The 17463-nt window shown below is 68.8% G+C and carries 18 protein-coding genes and 1 tRNA gene; 6 read left to right on the top strand and 13 right to left on the bottom strand.

Annotated features, from left to right (window positions below):
• Nucleotides 1–163 precede the first annotated feature (163 nt).
• On the top strand, nt 164–1093 hold the full coding sequence (locus tag ABS642_RS02730) for an Lrp/AsnC family transcriptional regulator (protein ID WP_350352163.1): 930 nt from the start codon (nt 164–166) through the stop codon (nt 1091–1093).
• Between the two features lie 47 nt (nt 1094–1140).
• Nucleotides 1141–2061 (top strand): dihydrodipicolinate synthase family protein, encoded by a 921-nt coding sequence (locus ABS642_RS02725; protein ID WP_350352162.1) that lies wholly within the window; start codon nt 1141–1143, stop codon nt 2059–2061.
• A 24-nt stretch (nt 2062–2085) separates the two neighbouring features.
• Here the strand turns inward: ABS642_RS02725 and ABS642_RS02720 are convergent, their stop codons facing one another.
• The 6 genes from ABS642_RS02720 to dusB form a co-directional block, all read right to left on the bottom strand.
• Nucleotides 2086–2505 (bottom strand): NUDIX domain-containing protein, encoded by a 420-nt coding sequence (locus tag ABS642_RS02720; protein ID WP_350352161.1) that lies wholly within the window; start codon nt 2503–2505, stop codon nt 2086–2088.
• A gap of 144 nt (nt 2506–2649) precedes the next feature.
• Nucleotides 2650–2722, bottom strand: a tRNA-Asn gene (locus ABS642_RS02715).
• A gap of 97 nt (nt 2723–2819) precedes the next feature.
• On the bottom strand, nt 2820–3593 hold the full coding sequence (locus ABS642_RS02710) for an ATP-binding cassette domain-containing protein (RefSeq protein WP_282216939.1): 774 nt from the start codon (nt 3591–3593) through the stop codon (nt 2820–2822).
• 36 nt (nt 3594–3629) lie between these two features.
• Complete coding sequence (gene dnaG / locus ABS642_RS02705; protein WP_350352160.1) at nt 3630–5489, bottom strand: DNA primase; 1860 nt, start codon at nt 5487–5489, stop codon at nt 3630–3632.
• The gene (locus ABS642_RS02700; protein WP_282216937.1) at nt 5489–6874 is read right to left on the bottom strand and encodes a deoxyguanosinetriphosphate triphosphohydrolase; all 1386 of its coding nucleotides are present in this window, start codon (nt 6872–6874) and stop codon (nt 5489–5491) included. Before ABS642_RS02700 ends, dnaG begins: the two co-directional genes overlap by 1 nt.
• Nucleotides 6864–8018 (bottom strand): tRNA dihydrouridine synthase DusB, encoded by a 1155-nt coding sequence (dusB, locus tag ABS642_RS02695; protein WP_282216936.1) that lies wholly within the window; start codon nt 8016–8018, stop codon nt 6864–6866. Before dusB ends, ABS642_RS02700 begins: the two co-directional genes overlap by 11 nt.
• 59 nt (nt 8019–8077) lie before the next feature.
• On the opposite strand from dusB, the gene ABS642_RS02690 reads away from it, so the two are divergent.
• Complete coding sequence (locus ABS642_RS02690; RefSeq protein ID WP_116636646.1) at nt 8078–8572, top strand: glutathione peroxidase; 495 nt, start codon at nt 8078–8080, stop codon at nt 8570–8572.
• Here the strand turns inward: ABS642_RS02690 and ABS642_RS02685 are convergent.
• Nucleotides 8569–9261 carry a DsbA family oxidoreductase gene (locus ABS642_RS02685; RefSeq protein WP_350352159.1) on the bottom strand — a complete coding sequence of 231 codons (693 nt, stop codon included), beginning with the start codon at nt 9259–9261 and terminating at the stop codon, nt 8569–8571. The genes ABS642_RS02690 and ABS642_RS02685 overlap by 4 nt on opposite strands.
• A 98-nt stretch (nt 9262–9359) precedes the next feature.
• On the opposite strand from ABS642_RS02685, the gene ABS642_RS02680 reads away from it, so the two are divergent.
• On the top strand, nt 9360–9971 hold the full coding sequence (locus ABS642_RS02680; RefSeq protein ID WP_350352158.1) for an AAA family ATPase: 612 nt from the start codon (nt 9360–9362) through the stop codon (nt 9969–9971).
• Here ABS642_RS02680 and ABS642_RS02675 read toward each other — a convergent pair.
• Both ABS642_RS02675 and recO read right to left on the bottom strand, forming a co-directional pair.
• Entirely contained in the window at nt 9911–10714 is an 804-nt protein-coding gene (locus ABS642_RS02675; protein WP_350352157.1) for an isoprenyl transferase, read from the bottom strand. The genes ABS642_RS02680 and ABS642_RS02675 overlap by 61 nt on opposite strands.
• Entirely contained in the window at nt 10711–11454 is a 744-nt protein-coding gene (gene recO, locus ABS642_RS02670) for a DNA repair protein RecO (RefSeq protein WP_282216932.1), read from the bottom strand. Before recO ends, ABS642_RS02675 begins: the two co-directional genes overlap by 4 nt.
• 34 nt (nt 11455–11488) lie before the next feature.
• Here recO and ABS642_RS02665 point away from each other — a divergent pair, with 34 nt between their 5' ends.
• Complete coding sequence (locus ABS642_RS02665; RefSeq protein ID WP_282216931.1) at nt 11489–12181, top strand: TRIC cation channel family protein; 693 nt, start codon at nt 11489–11491, stop codon at nt 12179–12181.
• Nucleotides 12182–12369: 188 nt separating this feature from the next.
• Here the strand turns inward: ABS642_RS02665 and leuA are convergent, their stop codons facing one another.
• Nucleotides 12370–14124, bottom strand: a complete 1755-nt coding sequence (gene leuA / locus ABS642_RS02660) for a 2-isopropylmalate synthase (RefSeq protein ID WP_350352156.1) — start codon at nt 14122–14124, stop codon at nt 12370–12372.
• Between the two features lie 194 nt (nt 14125–14318).
• Here leuA and ABS642_RS02655 point away from each other — a divergent pair, with 194 nt between their 5' ends.
• Nucleotides 14319–14966, top strand: coding sequence for a hypothetical protein (locus tag ABS642_RS02655; protein WP_350352155.1), 648 nt, complete (start codon nt 14319–14321; stop codon nt 14964–14966).
• 22 nt (nt 14967–14988) lie between these two features.
• Here the strand turns inward: ABS642_RS02655 and ABS642_RS02650 are convergent, their stop codons facing one another.
• From ABS642_RS02650 to ABS642_RS02640, 3 genes are read right to left on the bottom strand one after another with little or no spacing between them, the layout of a single operon-like run.
• Nucleotides 14989–15930, bottom strand: coding sequence for an NADP-dependent oxidoreductase (locus ABS642_RS02650; RefSeq protein ID WP_350352154.1), 942 nt, complete (start codon nt 15928–15930; stop codon nt 14989–14991).
• Nucleotides 15931–15941: 11 nt separating this feature from the next.
• Nucleotides 15942–16925 carry a hypothetical protein gene (locus ABS642_RS02645; protein WP_350352153.1) on the bottom strand — a complete coding sequence of 328 codons (984 nt, stop codon included), beginning with the start codon at nt 16923–16925 and terminating at the stop codon, nt 15942–15944.
• Entirely contained in the window at nt 16925–17446 is a 522-nt protein-coding gene (locus ABS642_RS02640; protein ID WP_350352152.1) for a sigma-70 family RNA polymerase sigma factor, read from the bottom strand. Before ABS642_RS02640 ends, ABS642_RS02645 begins: the two co-directional genes overlap by 1 nt.
• Between the last annotated feature and the right edge of the window lie 17 nt (nt 17447–17463).

Genomic DNA, 17463 nt, shown 5'->3' with positions numbered 1-17463 from the left:
TCGACCTGCTCGCTCAAGGACGACAGTAGGGCGGGTTCAGCGTGAACTGAAGCGAAAACCGAGCCGGATCTGGCTGGATGTGCGTATTCGTCGCAACGCAATGCAGAATGAGAGGCTCAACGTGCACCGAGGAGCTTGATCCTCGCGAAGTGTAGGCACGTGCTTGACGAATCTGGAGGCCGGGATGGAGCATCGGGACCCGCTGACCACGCAGGTGCTCGCCGCACTGCGCGAGGATGGACGGGCGAGCTACACCCGCATCGCGCAGTCGCTCGGCGTGACTCGGCGACGCATCACCCAGATCGTGGAACGCGCCGTCGAGCGCCATGAGGTCGTGTTCACGGTATCCGTGAGCCCGGATCTGCTGGCGCTGCAGCGGTTCGCCTACACGCAGCTCCGGCTCGACGGGCCGGTCGCTCCGGTGCGCGAGGCCCTCATCGCGATGCCCGAGACCACGTTCGTCGCCGACATCAGCGGCGAGGCGCCGATCGACGCGGAGATCCGAGTGGGCGCCGATCCGCATCTGAGGCGCACTCTCGATCGCATCCGCTGCCTCCCGGGAGTGCGCGATATGCAGGCACACCTCTACGAGAGCATCGAGATCAACCTCTACTCCCCGCTCCGCACCGGTCGCACGGCATTCCGCCTCGACGCCGTCGATCGGGCGATCGTGCGTCGGCTGCAGATCGACGGCCGTGCATCGTTCCTCGAGCTCGCAGAAGCAGCGGACATCTCCCCCAGCGGCGCGCGGCTCCGCCTGAACCGCCTCGTGCGTCACGACGCCGTGAAGGTCGTCGGGATCCCGGTGCGACACGACAGCCCCGATCTCCTCACCCTCGGCGTCGGCATCCGAGTCCGCGGAGAGCTGGCCGCCGCGCTGGAAGAGGTGCGCCGTCTCTCGCCGGAGTTCCTCGCGATCACGATCGGCGAGTACGAGCTCATCGCCACCCTCTCCGCCCAGTCGGTCGACGGACTCCTCGAACTCGCCGACCAGCTGCGTGCCAGCTCGCAGATCGCGGGGATGCGTACCTGGACCAACCTGCGGACCGTCAAGGAGGAGTACGGCCGGGGCGACCGTCTCGCCGACGACTGAGGCCACGCGACGAGAAGCGCCGCTCCCCTGCGCTATTCTCGCTGAGCATGCATGACGAGCAGAGGAGCCCCTCCGTGTTCACCGGCCTGAGCGCATTCCCTCTCACCCCCCTGCGCGACGATGCCTTCGACGAAGCCGCGTACGCGCGCCTCGTCGAGCGGCTCGTCAGCGCCGGCGTCGACTCGATCACAGCGCTCGGCTCGACCGGCTCCTACCTCTACCTCGACCGCGAGGAGCGCCGACGCGTCGCCCGCGCTACCGTGACGCTCGCGGGAGACGTCCCGGTGATGGTCGGCATCGGCGCGCTACGCACCTCTCAGGCGCAGCGGCTCGCCGATGATGCGCAGGATGCCGGCGCGAGTGCCGTGCTGCTCGCGCCGGTCACGTACCAGGCACTGAGCCCCGACGAGGTGTTCACTCTGTTCGAGGACGTCACGGCCGGGCTCTCGGTGCCGCTCGTCGTCTACGACAACCCGCGCACGACGCACGTCGCGTTCACCGACGAGCTCCACGCACGGATCGCTGCCCTGCCCAACGTTGCATCCATCAAGATCCCCGGTGTCCCATCGGAACCCCGGGATGCAGCCGCGCGAGTGCAGGCGCTGCGCGAGCGCATCCCCGGCACGGTGTCGATCGGTGTCTCGGGCGATTGGCTCGCGGCCACGGGCTTGAACGCAGGATGCGACGCCTGGTACTCGGTCATCGGCGGCACGCTCCCCGACCCGGCGCTCACCATCACCCGAGCCGCCCAGGCCGGCGACCACGCCGCGGCCACCGCGGAATCAGCCCGCCTCCAGCCGTTGTGGGATCTGTTCCTGGAAGACGGCGGCTACCGCGTCACCGCCGCCATCGCCGAGCACCTGCAGTTCGTCGCCCCGGACTGCCTTCCGCGCCCGGTGCTCGGGCTGGGTGCGGCAGCGCGTGGACGAGTCGCAGAGGTCGTCGATCAGCTGGGACTGCGGGACTGAACAGGCTTCGAGCCGGACAAGTCCTCAGCGGCCGTCGGCGAGGCATTCCGCGAAGGCTCGCCGCACGATCTCTCGCGCCTCCTCGGGTACGAGCGGCTCGTCTGCGAGCTCGGCTACCGGGACCCATCCGGGCCGATACCGGTTGTCCTCGCTCTCCGCGAGGGCTTCCGGCCCACCCAGAACCGGCTCTCCGGGCACGGCCGCCATGAGCAGGTAGTGCGCCCGCCGGTCGTCGTGATCGACAGTGGCGAGGTTGCCGGTCACGGTCGCGACGAGACCGGTCTCCTCGGCCAGTTCACGCACTGCTGCCTGGTCGGGGATTTCGCCGGGCTCGATGCCGCCGCCCGGGAGCACGGTGTACTGCCGGCCGCCGTGGAGTCTCCTCATCAGCAGCACGCGGGAGCCGTCGAAGCACACGCAGACAGCGCGTTCCTTGGGGTTCATGGCATCCTCCCTCGCGCGCGGGTCCGTTTCTCCGACGCTACGGTAGGCCGCCTCTCGCAACCGGCCATCGGGTTGCATGGCTCGAGACGCGTGACGCCGGAAACGGCGAAACCCCGCCCGGAGGGGCGGGGTTTCAGGGGATTGCTCCCCGGCTTGGACTCGAACCAAGAACCTGCCGGTTAACAGCCGGCTGCTCTGCCAATTGAGCTACCGAGGAATGTGCTCCGCTGAGCGGGCAACTCGACAAGCTTAGCAAACTCCGGGCCCCACTCGTGACACCGGGGCGGGGTCGACGCAGCTCGGGCGTGTCGTGTTCAGTGCCGCGAATCGGACTCGGCGTTCGGGACCCAGAGGAGGTCCTTGCCGACGCCGCGAGCGACCACGTGACCGCCCCGGAGCATGAGCGTCTCGGCGTTCAGCTCGCGGATGAACGCGGCGTCATTGGTCACGAGGAGCGCCGCCATCGACTCTTCCTTCCGGCGACGGGTGATCGCGTCGAACACCACCGGTCGCACCTCCAGATCGAGGTTCGCGAGCACCTCGTCGGCGATGAGCACCTTCGGCTCCAGGATGAACGACCGGGCGATCGCCACGCGCTGACGCATGCCGGCGCTCAGCTCGTACGGGAACTTGGCTGCGGTGCCGAGCGGAAGGTGCAGCTCGTCGAGCAGCGTCGCGACACGGATAGACAGCGCCTTCGTGTTGACCCGGCGCTCGCGGATCAGGATCGGCTCAGCGATCACCTCGTTGACGGTCAGACGAGGCGGGAGGTCGGCACCCGCGCCCTGCGGGACGAAGCCGGTGCGGTACGTGAGGATGCGGTGCTTCCGTCCGGGCCGGCGCACATCGACACCGCAGACGGTGGCGCTGCCGCCCACGACGCGCACCGACGGGTCGGTGGACCCCGCGAGGGCGGCGACCAGGGTGGACTTTCCCGACCCCGTCGGACCCGCGACGCAGATGAGCTCGCCCGGGGCGAGAGAGAACGTCACGCCATCGACGGCGCGGGTGGGCGTGCCGTGCCCGATCCGGTCGATCACCAGATCCGAGCAATCGATCGCGTTCTGGGATTCTGGCCTGCGGGACATGACTCCATCCTGCCCTCTGCGGACCTGCTGGCCGCGTTACGACTCGGCGAACCTCTGACGCTCTGCGTCGATGTCGCGCAGACGCATACGCAGGGCGCGACCGCCGTCGGACTCCGCGGGGACCCGCTGCACCGCGCCGAGCAGCTCCTGCTTGTCGCGCTCCAGCTGACGGAGGATGAGACGACGGGCGAGATCGGTCGTCGAGGCGACGGCGCCCTCCTCGTTCCTGGCGGGGAACGGCGTCATCAGCAGCTCGCCGGCCAGCGACCGGTACGGCTCCCGCACGCCGTTGACGGCGTCCGTCACCCAGCCCGCCCTCGTGCGGTCGGGAGCGGATGCCACGGCCTCGCGCACGGCATCGAGCCCGGGTGTCCGGAACGGCGCGCCGAGAGCGCGGTTCAGGAGGGTCTGGTCGACCTGGTGTCCGTACTGCAGGGCCCCCATCAGAGCATCGCGCTCGACCGCGACGTCAGCCGTCCGGGGCAGGCTCGCGAGAGTGACGGGGGCGACGGCCGCGATACCGGTCGACGGATCGGCCTGCGGGGTCTCGCGCCGTGCCGCGGGCTGCTGCGAGGCCCCACGCGCGGCGCGTTCCACCTCGCTGTGCACCTCGGTGGGATCCATCCCGAGACGCCGCGCCAGCACGCGCTCGTACCCGGGGCGCAGCAGCCGGTCCCTGATCTCGGCGACGATCGGCGCGGCCGCACGAAGTGCACCCACGCGGCCCTCGACCGTGGAGAGGTCGAAGCCGCCGAGCTTCCGGTCCATCGCGAACTCGAACATCGGCACCTTGGCGTCCATGAGCCCGCGCACCGCGGCATCCCCGCGCTGCAGACGCAGATCGCACGGATCGAGGCTGTCCGGCGCGACCGCTACGAAGGTCTGCGCGTTGAACCGGTCGTCTTCCGTGAACGCGCGCAGCGCCGCCTTCTGTCCGGCTTCGTCGCCGTCGAACGTGAAGACGACCTCGCCCGAGGCGTTGTCGTCTCCCATCACCCGGCGCAGCACCTTGATGTGCTCGGTGCCGAACGCGGTGCCGCACGTCGCGATCGCCGTCGTCAGCCCCGCGAGATGGCAGGCCATGACGTCGGTGTACCCCTCGACCACGACGACTCGGCGAGGGTCTCCGCGGGAGATGTCGCGCTTGGCGAGGTCGAGCCCGTAGAGCACCTGCGCCTTCTTGTAGATCGGCGTCTCGGGCGTGTTGAGGTACTTCGGTCCCTGGTCGTCGTCGAAGAGCTTGCGCGCGCCGAAGCCGATCGTCTGCCCCGAGACATCGCGGATCGGCCACACCAGGCGTCCGCGGAACCGGTCGTAGACGCCGCGCTGTCCGGTCGAGACCAGGCCGGCGGTGGCGAGCTCCTCACGGGTGAAGCCCTGCGCGGTGAGCGCCTTGAGCATCCCGTCCCAGCCGCGCGGAGCGAAGCCGACACCGAAATGCGCGGCGGCCCCGGAATCGAATCCGCGCTCGCCCAGGAACCGCCGCCCGGCCCCGGCGTCCGGAGAGAGCAGCTGTGCGCGGAAGAACTCCGCCGCGGCCGTGTTCGCCGCGTAGAGGCGGCTGCGTCCGCTGGTCTCGGGCGCCGCTCCCCCGTCTTCATAGTGCAACGTGTAGCCGATGCGACCGGCGAGACGCTCGACCGCCTCCGTGAAGCTGACGTGGTCCATCTCGCGGAGGAACGAGTACACGTCCCCCGACTCGCCGCAGCCGAAGCAGTGGTAGTAGCCCACCTGCTGCCGCACGTGGAAGCTCGGGCTCTTCTCGTCGTGGAACGGGCACAGCCCCTTGAGGGATCCGACTCCGGCCGACTTCAGCGCCACGCGCTCGCCGACGATGTCGGCGATGTTCGTGCGCGCCTTGACCTCGTCGACGTCGGCCTGCCGGATGCGGGGCATCAGCCCACCCCTTCGGCGACGGGCCGCCTCTCGGCGTGCGCGCCTGCCCTCGCACGGGCGTGCCGCGGCGTCCAGATGCCGACCTCGGCGGGGTCGATCTCGCCCACCAGACGGTTGTGCCAGTCGATCGCGCTCTGATCGGTGAGGCTCGCGATCTGGTCGACCACGACCCGTGCGCGCTCGGCATCGTCGACCGCGGCGACGAAGTCCGCCGCGAACGCGGGCTCGAGCACATCCGCTCCCGCCGACCAGAGTGCATCGGTCGACCACAGGGAGTCGGCGAGCCTCTTCAGCACGCGCCGCTGCTCCTTGTAGACGCCCTTGCGCGCATCGATCGTGACGATCGCCTGTCCCATGATGCCCTTGAGCACCGCGATCTCCGCCTCCACGACACGGGGCACGACGACGTGGGCGTTGTAGCGCACGAGATTGCTGCCGCCATACGCGTCGCGCGTGGCCGAGACGGAGGCACGCGCGAAGCGCCCGATCAGATCGCTGGTCAGGTTCTTCAGACGGGCGAGGGCCTGACGCGACCGGTCGAAGGACGGGAGCCACATCGACTGCGACGCCAGCCGGTAGAGGGCGTCGGCGAGCTCGTCACGGGTGAAGTCGTAGCCGACCCACTGCTGGATGCGGCCGACGAGGGCATCGTGACCGCGCGGATCCGCGAGCTGGGCGACGTCGACGTAGCCGTTGACGATCGCGTCCTCGAAGTCATGCACGGAGTACGCGATGTCGTCGGAGAGATCCATGATCTCGGCCTCGATGCAGCGGAGGCGCCCGGGGGCGCCTTCTCGCATCCACCGGAACACGGCCTCGTCCTCGGGGTAGACGCCGAACTTGAGTCGACCGCCCGGATCGGGGACCGGGCTGTCGACGGTCCAGGGGTACTTGCACGTCGCGTCGAGACTCGCCCGCGTGAGGTTGAGTCCGACCGAGTGGTCGTCGTCGTCGAGGACCTTGGCTTCGAGCCGCGTCAGGATGCGCAACGACTGGGCGTTGCCCTCGAACCCGCCGATGTTCTCGGCCCACTCGTTGAGCGCGCGCTCGCCGTTGTGGCCGAACGGCGGATGGCCGAGGTCGTGGCTCAGGCAGGCCGTGTCGACGACGTCGGCCGAGACGCCGAGGGCCGTGGCGAGCTCGCGACCGACCTGCGCGACCTCGAGCGAGTGCGTCAGGCGGTTGCGCGCGAAGTCGGCTGTGCTCGCGGGGCTCAGGACCTGCGTCTTCGCGGCGAGGCGGCGCAGCGCCGCCGAGTGCAGCACACGGGCGCGGTCGCGGGCGAAATCGTCGCGCTCGGAGCGGTGCGTCTCCGCGAAGAAGCGCTCGGCGTCACGGGAGTCGTAACCGTCGGTCCGCGCACCGGCCTGAGTGTCAGCCACCACTGTTCTCGATCTCCGCTCCACGCATCATCTCGGAGGCCGACGACTCGATCTCCCGCGACTCCAGCCACTTGTCCGGCAGGGCAGTCCGCTTCGGATGGCCGGAGCGTCCGCGCTGGCCCTCCGCATCGGCACCCGGGTACGGTGCGGTGTGATCGAGCCGGCCGAGCAGGTCGTCGATCTCCGCGAGGCTGGATGCGGTGGCGAGTCCGGTGCGGATGTCTCCGCCGACCGGATAGCCCTTGAAGTACCAGGAGACGTGCTTGCGGATGTCACGGCATCCGCGGTCCTCCTCGTCGAAGAACTCGACGAGGAGCTGAGCGTGCCGGCGGAAGGCGTTCGCGACGAAGCCGAGCGTTGCATCGACCGGGTGCGATTCTGCGCCGAAGGCGGCGGCCAGTTCACCGAAGAGCCAGGGGCGGCCGAGGCAGCCGCGGCCGACGACGACGCCGTCGCAGTCGGTCTGCTCCATCATGCGCACCGCGTCGTCGGCCGACCAGATGTCGCCGTTCCCGAGCACCGGAATGCTCGTGACCGCCTGCTTGAGTTCGCCGATCGCGTTCCAGTCGGCGTGCCCCGAGTAGAACTCGCTCGCCGTGCGGGCATGGAGCGCGACGGCGGCGGCGCCGGCGTCCTCGGCGGCGCGTCCCGCCTCGAGGAAGGTCAGGTGGTCGCGGTCGATGCCCTTGCGCATCTTCACCGTCAACGGGATGGAACCGGCGGCCTTGACGGCCTGGTCGACGATGTCGGCGAACAGCTTCGACTTCCATGGGAGCGCCGCTCCCCCGCCGCGGCGCGTGACCTTCGGCACCGGGCATCCGAAATTCAGGTCGATGTGATCGGCGTGATCCTCCGCGACGATGATCCGCACGGCCTCGGCGATGGTCCCGGGATCGACGCCGTAGAGCTGGATCGATCGCGGGGTCTCGGACTCGTGGTGCCGGATCAGGCGCATCGTGGTCTCGTTGCGCTCGACGAGCGCCCTCGACGTGATCATCTCGCTGACGTAGAGCCCCGCACCGTACTCGCGGCACAGACGACGGAACGCGGTGTTGGTGATGCCCGCCATGGGCGCGAGGACGACCGGCACGTCGAGGTCGATCGGACCGATGCGAAGCGGGCGGGCGGGGGCGGTGGCGAGAGTCATGTCCCCTCCATTCTCCCAGACGCGGAGCCGGTGCGGATGCGGCGACCTAAGCTGTGAATATGACCGATTCTGCGCTCCGTTCGATCCCCTTCACCGACGCCCAGGGCAACGAGAAGACGCTCGACGACCTCGGTGCCGACGTGGTGCTCGTGGTGAACGTCGCCTCCAAGTGCGGCCTCACCCCGCAGTACGAGCAGCTCGAGGAGCTGCAGCGCCTCTACGGCGACCGCGGCTTCAGCGTCGTGGGCTTCCCGTGCAACCAGTTCTTCGGTCAGGAGCCGGGTTCCGTCGACGAGATCCTCGAGTTCTGCTCGACGACCTATGGTGTCTCGTTCCCGGTGAACGACAAGGTGAAAGTGAACGGCAAGAACGCCTCCGAGCTCTACAAGGCTCTCAAGGAGGCCCCGGATGCCGGCGGCAAGGCGGGCCGCGTCGAGTGGAACTTCGAGAAGTTCCTCGTGCTGCCGGACGGCGAGGTCCTGCGCTTCCGCCCGAAGCAGAAGCCGGACGCCCCCGAGATCGTCAGCGCGATCGAAGCGGCCCTGACCCGCTAGACCGCCGCGGGCTCGGTCTCGTCCTCGGTCTCTCCGCGCTTCGCCCAGAGATCGCGGAGGACGTTCTCGAACGCCTCGGGAGGCTGAGCGCCGGAGATGCCGTACTGGCCGTCGATGACGAAGAACGGCACGCCCTGGATGCCGTAGGCCTGCGCCTGCGCTTGGTCCTGACGGACGGCGGGGAGGTAGGTCTCGCTCTCGAGAGCCTGCCGCGCGCCATCGGCGTCGAGACCGACCTCGACCGCGAGAGCGACGAGGTCGTCGATGCGGCCGACGTGCTTGCCCTCGGTGAAGTACGCCGACATCAGGCGCTCCTCCATCACGTGCTGAAGGCCCTCGGCCTTCGCGAAGTGGAGCAGCTCGTGCGCCTTGACGGTGTTGGTGTGCTGCAGGAGGTCGAAACGGTACTCGAGGCCCGCGTTCGCCGCGACGCCGGTGACGTTCGACAGCATCTGCTCGACCTGTGCCCGGGGCATCCCCTTGTGGCCGGCCAGGAAGTCGATCTCATCGCCGTCGAAGTCGACGGGGGTGTCGGGCGAGAGCTCGAAGGAGTGGAAGGTGACGGTGACCTCCGGGGCGTCCTCGTCGGCGGAGACGGCTTCGAGGCCCTTCTCCAGATTGCGCTTGCCGATGTAGCACCACGGGCAGGCGATGTCGGACCAGATGTCGATCGAGATGGGTTCGCTCACACCTTCATCCAACCGCATGGTTCTGTGAGCTATTCCGGGACATGCTCGGGTCCAGGTTCCGGTGCGCGACGAATCCCCGCGATCGGTAGGATTTCCGGATGCTCTCCGCCGACGATCCGCTACCGCTCAGACCGGAGCGAGTACTGATCGCCGGAGTATCCGGGTCGGGAAAGACGACGCTCGCCGGCCGCATCGGTGACGCATGGGGACTGCAGCACGTCGAGATCGACGCGCTGTTCCATGGGCCGAACTGGACACCGCGACCGGAGTTCCTCGACGACGTGCGCGCGTTCGCGGCCGAGGACCGCTGGGTGACGGAGTGGCAGTACACGAGCAAGGGCACCGACGAGATCCTGACGCCCCGTGCTCAGCTGGCGGTCTGGCTCGACTATCCCTACCGAGTGGTGCGTTCGCGGCTGATCCGTCGGACTCTCGCCCGCGGCATCCTGCAGCGAGAACTGTGGAACGGCAACCGCGAGAAGGGGCCGTGGAACCTGCTCAATCGCGATCCCGAGCAGAACATCCTCCGGTGGCAGACGAAGACGCTTCGCACGTGGGAGGAGCGGATGCCGACGATCTCCGAGCGTTTCCCGCACCTCACGATCGTGCGCCTGCGCCATCCTCGCGAGACCGAGAAGTGGCTCCGCGCTCAGGCCGACGCGTCGGGCGCGTCGACGGCTCCCCCGAAGCGACGGTCGCGCGACAGGTAGATGCCGATCGCCCGCCACAGCTCCTCGCGGGAGAAGTCGGGCCACAGCGTGTCGAGGAACACCATCTCGGCATACGCCGATTCCCACAGCAGGAAGTTCGAGGTGCGCTGCTCCCCCGAACTCCGCACGAAGAGGTCGACGTCGGGCATGTCGGGCACATAGAGGTGGCGGCGGATCATCTTCTCGCTGATCGCGTTCGGCTTCACCCTCCCCGCGGCGACATCAGCGGCGATCGAGCGCATCGCGTCGACGAGCTCGATCCGTCCGCCGTAATTGACGCACATGGTGAGCGTGAGCACGTCGTTGCCGCGCGTGAGCTGCTCGGCGTACTGCAGCTCCTTGATGACGCTGCCCCACAGCCGCGGCTTCCGTCCGGCCCAGCGCACCCGCACGCCCCACTCGTTCAGCTGGTCGCGTCGGCGGTGCAGCACATCGCGGTTGTACCCCATCAGGAAGCGCACCTCCTCGGGAGAGCGCGCCCAGTTCTCGGTGGAGAACGCGTACACGGACAGGTGCTTCACTCCAGCCTGGATCGCACCGGCGACGACGTCGAGGAGCACCTCCTCGCCGGCCTTGTGTCCTTCGACGCGGTTCAGGCCGCGGCGGTTCGCCCAGCGGCCGTTGCCGTCCATGACGATCGCGACGTGCTCGGGCACCGCAGGGAACGCGGGCGGGTGCACACCCGTCCAGTCGAGAGGGCGATAAGCCACGGCATCCTTGTGCGTGTACGGCTTGGGAGTCACCGTGCTCCTTCTCCTCGGATGTCGGAAACGTGCGAGAGCGAGCGGATGCCGCGCTCCAGGTGCCACTGGGCGTAGGCGCCGACGAGTCCGGCCGCGGCAGCCGACTCGGCGGGAGACGCCGCGTCGATGAACTCCCAGTCGCCTCGGATCAGCGCGCGGAGCAGTTCGAGCGTGCGTTCGGCGATGCGGGGGCTTCCGGCCGGCGCATCGTTCACGCACACGAGTCCGCCCAGCTGAGCGACGAAGGTGCTGTGCGGTCCGGGCGCCGCGCATCGGGCGCAGTCGTCGAGCGAGGGCGCCCATCCCGACAGCGACATCACCCGCAGCAGGTAGGAGTCCAGGATGCTGCGCGGCACGTGCTCGCCCCGCGAGAGCGCGCGCAAGCCGCCGACGAGGAGCAGGTACTGCTCGGGCGTCGCCTCGGAATCACTCAGCCGGTCGGCGGTCTCGACCATCGCGTTGGCCGAGGTGAAGCGGTCGTAGTGCGCGGCGATGTCGGTGCCGTACGAGCCCAGCGACTCCGCCTGCTGCACGATGTCGAGCGAGCGACCCTGGTAGAGCTGCACGTCGGCGACCATGAAGGGCTCCAGCCGCGAGCCGAACTTCGACGAGGTGCGGCGCACGCCCTTCGCCACCGCCCGCACCTTGCCGTGCCGACGCGACAGCATGGTGACGATGCGATCCGCCTCGCCCAGCTTGTGGGTGCGCAGGATCACCACTTCGTCTCGGTAGGTGGGCACCCTTCGATTATCCTCCGTGCGCGAGAATGGGAGCGTGACCGAACCGCTCTTCACCATTCCGCTGTGGGCGGACCTCCTCGGCGTCGGCCTCGGCGGGGTGCAGGGCGCATTGTTCGCCTCCGGGTTCCAGGGGCAGCGCCGACTCGACTGGCTGGGCGTGGCGATCATCGGCATCATGATCGGCATGGGCGGCGGTCTGATCCGCGACATCCTGCTCGGTCAGACGCCCGCGACTCTGCAGAATCAGTGGTATCTCGTCACGGCCACCGGAGCAGCGCTCTTCGGGATGCTCCTCGCGGGGCTCTTCAGCCGCCTGAACACCGTGATCGTCGTGCTCGATGCGGTCGTCATCGGGATGTTCGGCGCGTTCGGGACGAGCAAGGCTCTGGCCTTCGGTATTCCGGAGGTTCCCGCCGTTTTCATCGGCGTCTGCGCCGCGGTCGGCGGCAGCGTGCTGCGCGACATGCTGATGGGCCTCCCCACCGCGATCATGCACGTGGGTTCGCTGTACGCCGTCGCCGCCGGCGCCGGGTGCGCGTTCATCGTGATCGCGAACGGCTTCGGCATGTCGATCACACTCGCCGCGATCATCGGCATCGTGGTGACCGCCGTGATCCGTGTGCTCGCGGTGAGCTTCGACGTCTCGCTCCCAGAGCAGCGACGCATCTATCGCCGCAAGGTCGCCGCCGAGACCGGCGCCATCCCGATCGTGAAGCCGCGCGACTGAGCGGAGGCCCCGGCGAGCGACCCACCCCTCCCTGCGGGATTGACACCTCACGTCGGAATCAGCTCGGCTTTCCGACATCACGTGCCAACCTCGCGGTGGGACGGGACTCGCAGTTGGCACCTCTCGACGGAATCAGAGGTGCGTTCCGGCAAGAGGTGCCAACCAGGGGCAACCGTAGGCGGCGAAGGTCAGACGGCGGCCAGTTCCTGCTGACGCGTGCGGATCGAGCGGTTCACGCCCGACACGATCGCCTTGAGCGAAGCGGTCGAGATGTCGCCGTCGATGCCAACGCCCCACAGGCGCTGGTCTCCGACCTGCAGTTCGACGTAGGCTGCAGCCTGCGCGTCGCCGCCCGCACTGAGAGCGTGCTCGACGTAGTCGTAGACCGTGATGTCGAAGCCCTGGGCACGCAGCACCTCGACGAACGCGGCGACCGGTCCGTTGCCGGATCCCGCGACGGCCAGCTGCTGCTCGTCGTCACGCAGCACGACGTCGAGCACGACCTCGCCCGACATGTCGCTGCGGGTCTGCGTCGCGAGCAGCTCGAAGCGGCCCCACTTGGCGGCGGAGTCGTCGGCAGGCAGGTACTCGTCGTTGAAGATCGACCAGATCTGGTCGGACGTGACCTCGCCGCCCTCGGCATCCGTCTTCGCCTGAACCACGCCGGAGAACTCGATCTGCAGCTTGCGCGGCAGGTCGATCGCGTGGTCCGACTTCAGCAGATAGGCGACGCCGCCCTTGCCGGACTGCGAGTTGACGCGGATGACGGCCTCGTACGAGCGGCCCAGGTCCTTCGGATCGACCGGCAGGTACGGCACGGCCCATTCGATGTCGTCGACCGTGACGCCCTCGGCCGCGGCCCGGACCTCCATGGCCTCGAAGCCCTTCTTGATCGCGTCCTGGTGCGAGCCGCTGAACGCGGTGAAGACCAGGTCTCCGGCCCACGGGCTGCGCTCGGGTACCGGCAGCTGGTTGCAGTACTCGACCGTGCGCTTGACCTGGTCGATGTCGCTGAAGTCGATCTGCGGGTCGATGCCCTGCGTGAAGAGGTTGATGCCCAGCGCGACGATGTCGACGTTGCCGGTGCGCTCGCCGTTGCCGAAGAGGCAGCCTTCGATGCGGTCGGCTCCGGCCATGTAGCCGAGCTCGGCCGCCGCGATGGCCGTGCCACGGTCGTTGTGAGGGTGCAGCGACAGGATGATGTTCTCGCGGTGGGCGAGGTGGCGGCTCATCCACTCGATCGAGTCGGCGTACACGTTCGGCGACGCCATCTCGACGGTCGCCGGCAGGTTGATGATCACCTTGCGGTCGGGAGTCGGCTCGAAGACCTCGATGACCTGGTTGCAGATGTCGAGGGCGAACTCGAGCTCGGTGCCGGTGTAGCTCTCGGGCGAGTACTCGTAGTACACATTCGTGTCGGGGATGGTCTTCTCGAACTTCCGGCACAGGCGTGCGCCTTCCAGCGCGATGTCGATGATGCCCTGCTTGTCGGTGCGGAAGACGACCTCGCGCTGCAGCACGCTGGTCGAGTTGTACAGGTGCACGATGGCCTGCTTCGCACCCGCGATCGACTCGTAGGTGCGCTCGATCAGGTGCTCGCGCGCCTGCGTCAGCACCTGGATCGTCACGTCGTCCGGGATCAGGTTCTCTTCGATGAGCTGGCGGACGAAGTCGAAGTCGGTCTGGCTCGCCGACGGGAAGCCGACCTCGATCTCCTTGTAGCCCATGCTGACGAGCAGCTCGAACATGACCCGCTTGCGCTCGGGCGACATCGGGTCGATCAGGGCCTGGTTGCCGTCACGGAGGTCGACCGCGCACCAGCGGGGCGCCTCGGTGATGCGGGCGTCGGGCCAGGTGCGGTCCGGCAGGTGGACGTTGATCTGCTCGTGGAACGGCCGGTACTTGTGGATCGGCATCGCTGAGGAGCGCTGAGTGTTCTGCATGATGGGCTTCTTCTCTTCGTCAAGATGTACGGGCCAACACAAGCGCCGCGACGAGGAAGGCCCTAGCTCTTAGGACTCGTCGCGGCAGCTAAGAAGAAGCAGACCGCCGAAAGGCATGCGGCCATGGTAGCAGGGAAGCTCCTGTCCCGTTCGACGGTCGTGAGACGATCGACGCGGAAGCGACACTGAGGAGTATGAGCACATCGCATCGACGCCTCGTCTTCGCCGCGGCATCCGTCGTCGGGGTCCTCGCGCTCAGCGCCTGCGCGGGCGGGGCCGGCGACTCCCCCGCGCCGACGAACACCGCGATCCCGTCGGACCAGCGCCTCGAGAACGCCACGCCCGGCCTGCCGGAGGGCCGCGTAATCGGCGTCGGCACCGTCCTGGATGTCGCGGGCGACGTGCAGCTGTGCCTGGGCGCGATCATGGAGTCGTATCCGCCGCAGTGCACCGGTGTCCCGCTCGATGACTGGACGTGGGACGGCGTGGACGGCAGCGAGACCAGCGGTGAGACGACCTGGGGTGCCTATGCGGTCTACGGCACCTATGACGGCGAGCGGATGACGAACACCGATCCGCCGATCATGCTGGCCCTGTTCGACCCGGTGGCTCCGGAGGATCCGACGGGCGGTGTGGAGGGCGCGACCGACGAGGCCGAGCTCGCCCGGATCCAGGACGACATCTCCGCACGCCTCGGACAGGACGCCCTCACCGTGGGCCCTGACCGCGGATATGTCTGGCTACAGGTCGTGTGGGATGACGGCACGATCCAGGATGCCGCGGATGCCGAGTTCGGCGACGACGTGGTGATCGTGACCTCGTCGCTCCGCGAGATCGACTGACCGGTAAACCCGAATAGAGGCCTCAGGCGTCTGGGATCAACGCGAGCTTGCCGCCGGGGTGGCCGGTCGCGAGGAGGCGATGCGCCTCGGGTGCCTGGTCCAGCGCGAATGTTCGCGCCACGGGCACGACCAGGTCGCCGTTCTGCGCCAGAGCGATCAGCTCCGCGCGGACCTCGTCGCGGAACCGCGTGCTGGCCGGCATCGACCCGGCGATGGCCAGGATGCCGTCGGCCCCAGCGCGGCCGAACGCGGCGATCGTGACGATGCGCCGGCGATCCGCGACGAGATCGAGCGAGACGTCCACGGCCTCATCCGTGCCGACGGCATCGAGCGCCGCAGCGATCGGCCCGCCGGCTGCGTCGCGCACCCGATCGGCGAGGCCGTCGCCGTAGCGCACGGGCACCCCTCCGAATCTGTGCACCTCGTCGAAGCGGTTCTCCCCCGCCGTCCCGATCACTCGGATGCCGCGCAGCCGCGCCTGTTGCAGCACGCTCACACCGACGGCCCCCGAAGCGCCGTGCAGCAGGATCGTCTCTCCCGGCGCTGCGCCGGTGACCGCGAGCATCTCGGCCGCGGTCGTGCCGACGAGCAGGAGGTTGGAGGCCTCGGCGTGGGTGAGTGTCGTCGGCTTCGCGAACACCTTCTCGGCGGGCACCGTGAGTTGAGTCGAGTATCCGCCGCGCACGCGGAAGGCGACGACCTCGTCGCCCACGGATGTGGCGCCCGATCCGATCGAGGTGTTCGGGCCGATCGCGGTGAGTTCCCCGGAGACCTCGTATCCGATCGCCGCCGGGAACTCGACCCCTGCCCGCGGGCCTGCGACATGCTTCGCATCGGCCGGATTCACGCCGGCGGCCCGCACGCGGATCGTGACCTCACCCTCGGCCGGCGCAGGCGGCTCGTACTCGACGAAGTCCCAGGTCTCCGGTGCGCCCGGGGTCCGTGCGATCCACTGCAGTGCCATGGTCGCACGCTTCATTCGATGGTTCCTTCCGTGACGTCCCACATCTCGTAGGAGATGATCGCTCCCGCGTCGAAGATCTCGTCCGCGATGAGCACGGTGCGTTCGACACCGACGATCCGGCCCGTCTCGCGCGAGATCAGGATGAGGTCGCTCGCAGCCCCGTCCGGAGACTGCACGCGGATGCCCGCCACCGGCCGACCGAGACGATCCGTGGAGGTGCCGAGTGCGACACCGTCGCCGGCTTCCTCCAGGAGCGAGAGAAGCTCGGCGTGCTGCGCGTTCGTCAGGGTCCACTGCTGGAGAACCGACGTGAACGCGCTCTCGACATCGAACGCTGTGGGATCGTCCGGCATGCCGAAAGCGCGGAGCATCGCGACCATGTCCTCACCGTCGTCGGCCGGCACGGTCGTCCAGGGCGTCGTGAAGTCGCCGGGTTCCATGATGAGGTCCGTGATGACCTCGCCGCTGCTCGTGACCTCGGCGGCACTGTTGGCCACGGCATCCGCGGGATCGTAGGGGACGCCTGCGATGATCGTCATCCGCCCGGAGCCGTCGGGCTCCCACGTCAGCGTCGAGAGCTTCGGCACGACCTTCGACTCCTTCTTGCCGACGTCGACCGCGAAACCCCATGACGCTGTCCGAACCGTTCGCTCCGCCGCGGAAGGACCGGCCGACGCGGCGAGAGCGGTATGCGCCTGCTCGACGACGTCGGCCACCGTGGCCTCGCCCTCGAAGTCCAGGGGCGCCGGCGTGCCCGCGACAGCGGCGACCTGGGGCGTGACCAGCGCGAAGGCGACGACCGCGGCGGTCGCGACCGCGACGAGCCCGGTCGCCCAGCCCAGAACGCGCACACGACGACGTTTCTTCGGGGCCGCCGTCGATCGGAGTATCCGGTCTCGGGTCGCGATGGCGTTCGCGTCGGGAACGGCGTCGCGCGGGGTGCGTCCGGGATCCGCGTCGCTCAAGGCCCTGTCGAGAACCGTGTCGTCAATCATCACCGGATGTCACCCCCCTCCAGGCCGAGCTCCGTGCGCAGACGATCCTGCGCACGGCGAAGCGTTCTCCGCACCCTGGACTCAGAAGCGCGCAACAGCTCCGCGATCTCCCCCTCCGCGAGTCCGTCCCAGTACGTGAGCATGATGATACGCCGTTCCCTGGCGGTGAGGACCCCCAGCGCCCGCACGACCTCGGCCTGACCCACTCGTCCGGGAGGCGCGGGATCGCCGGTGACTCCCGCGTGCACCGCATCGAGCGCGGTGAGCAGCGTCAGCGCGCGCCCGGAGCGCGCGCGTAGGCGCCGCTCCGCCGCACGCAGCAGCCAGACCCGACCCATCGGTCGAGCAGGCTTCAGCCGGGACCAGGCGAGGAGGAACACCTCCGAGACGATCTCGGTCACCTCGGCGTCGTCATCGACGACGCACTCGATGTGGTGACGCACCGCCGCCCAATGATCGTCGAAGACGCGGGTGAAGACCTCGTTCCGCAGCGCTTCCGGGTCCGGGCTGCGGCCGTTCATGCCTGCGGGGTCGGCGG

It is taken from the genome of Microbacterium sp. A8/3-1 (genome assembly GCF_040267695.1).
GTDB classification, from domain to species: domain Bacteria; phylum Actinomycetota; class Actinomycetes; order Actinomycetales; family Microbacteriaceae; genus Microbacterium; species Microbacterium luteolum.
The sequence above is the reverse complement of the archived record's forward strand: the minus strand, read 5'-3'. Positions and strand labels throughout refer to the sequence as shown.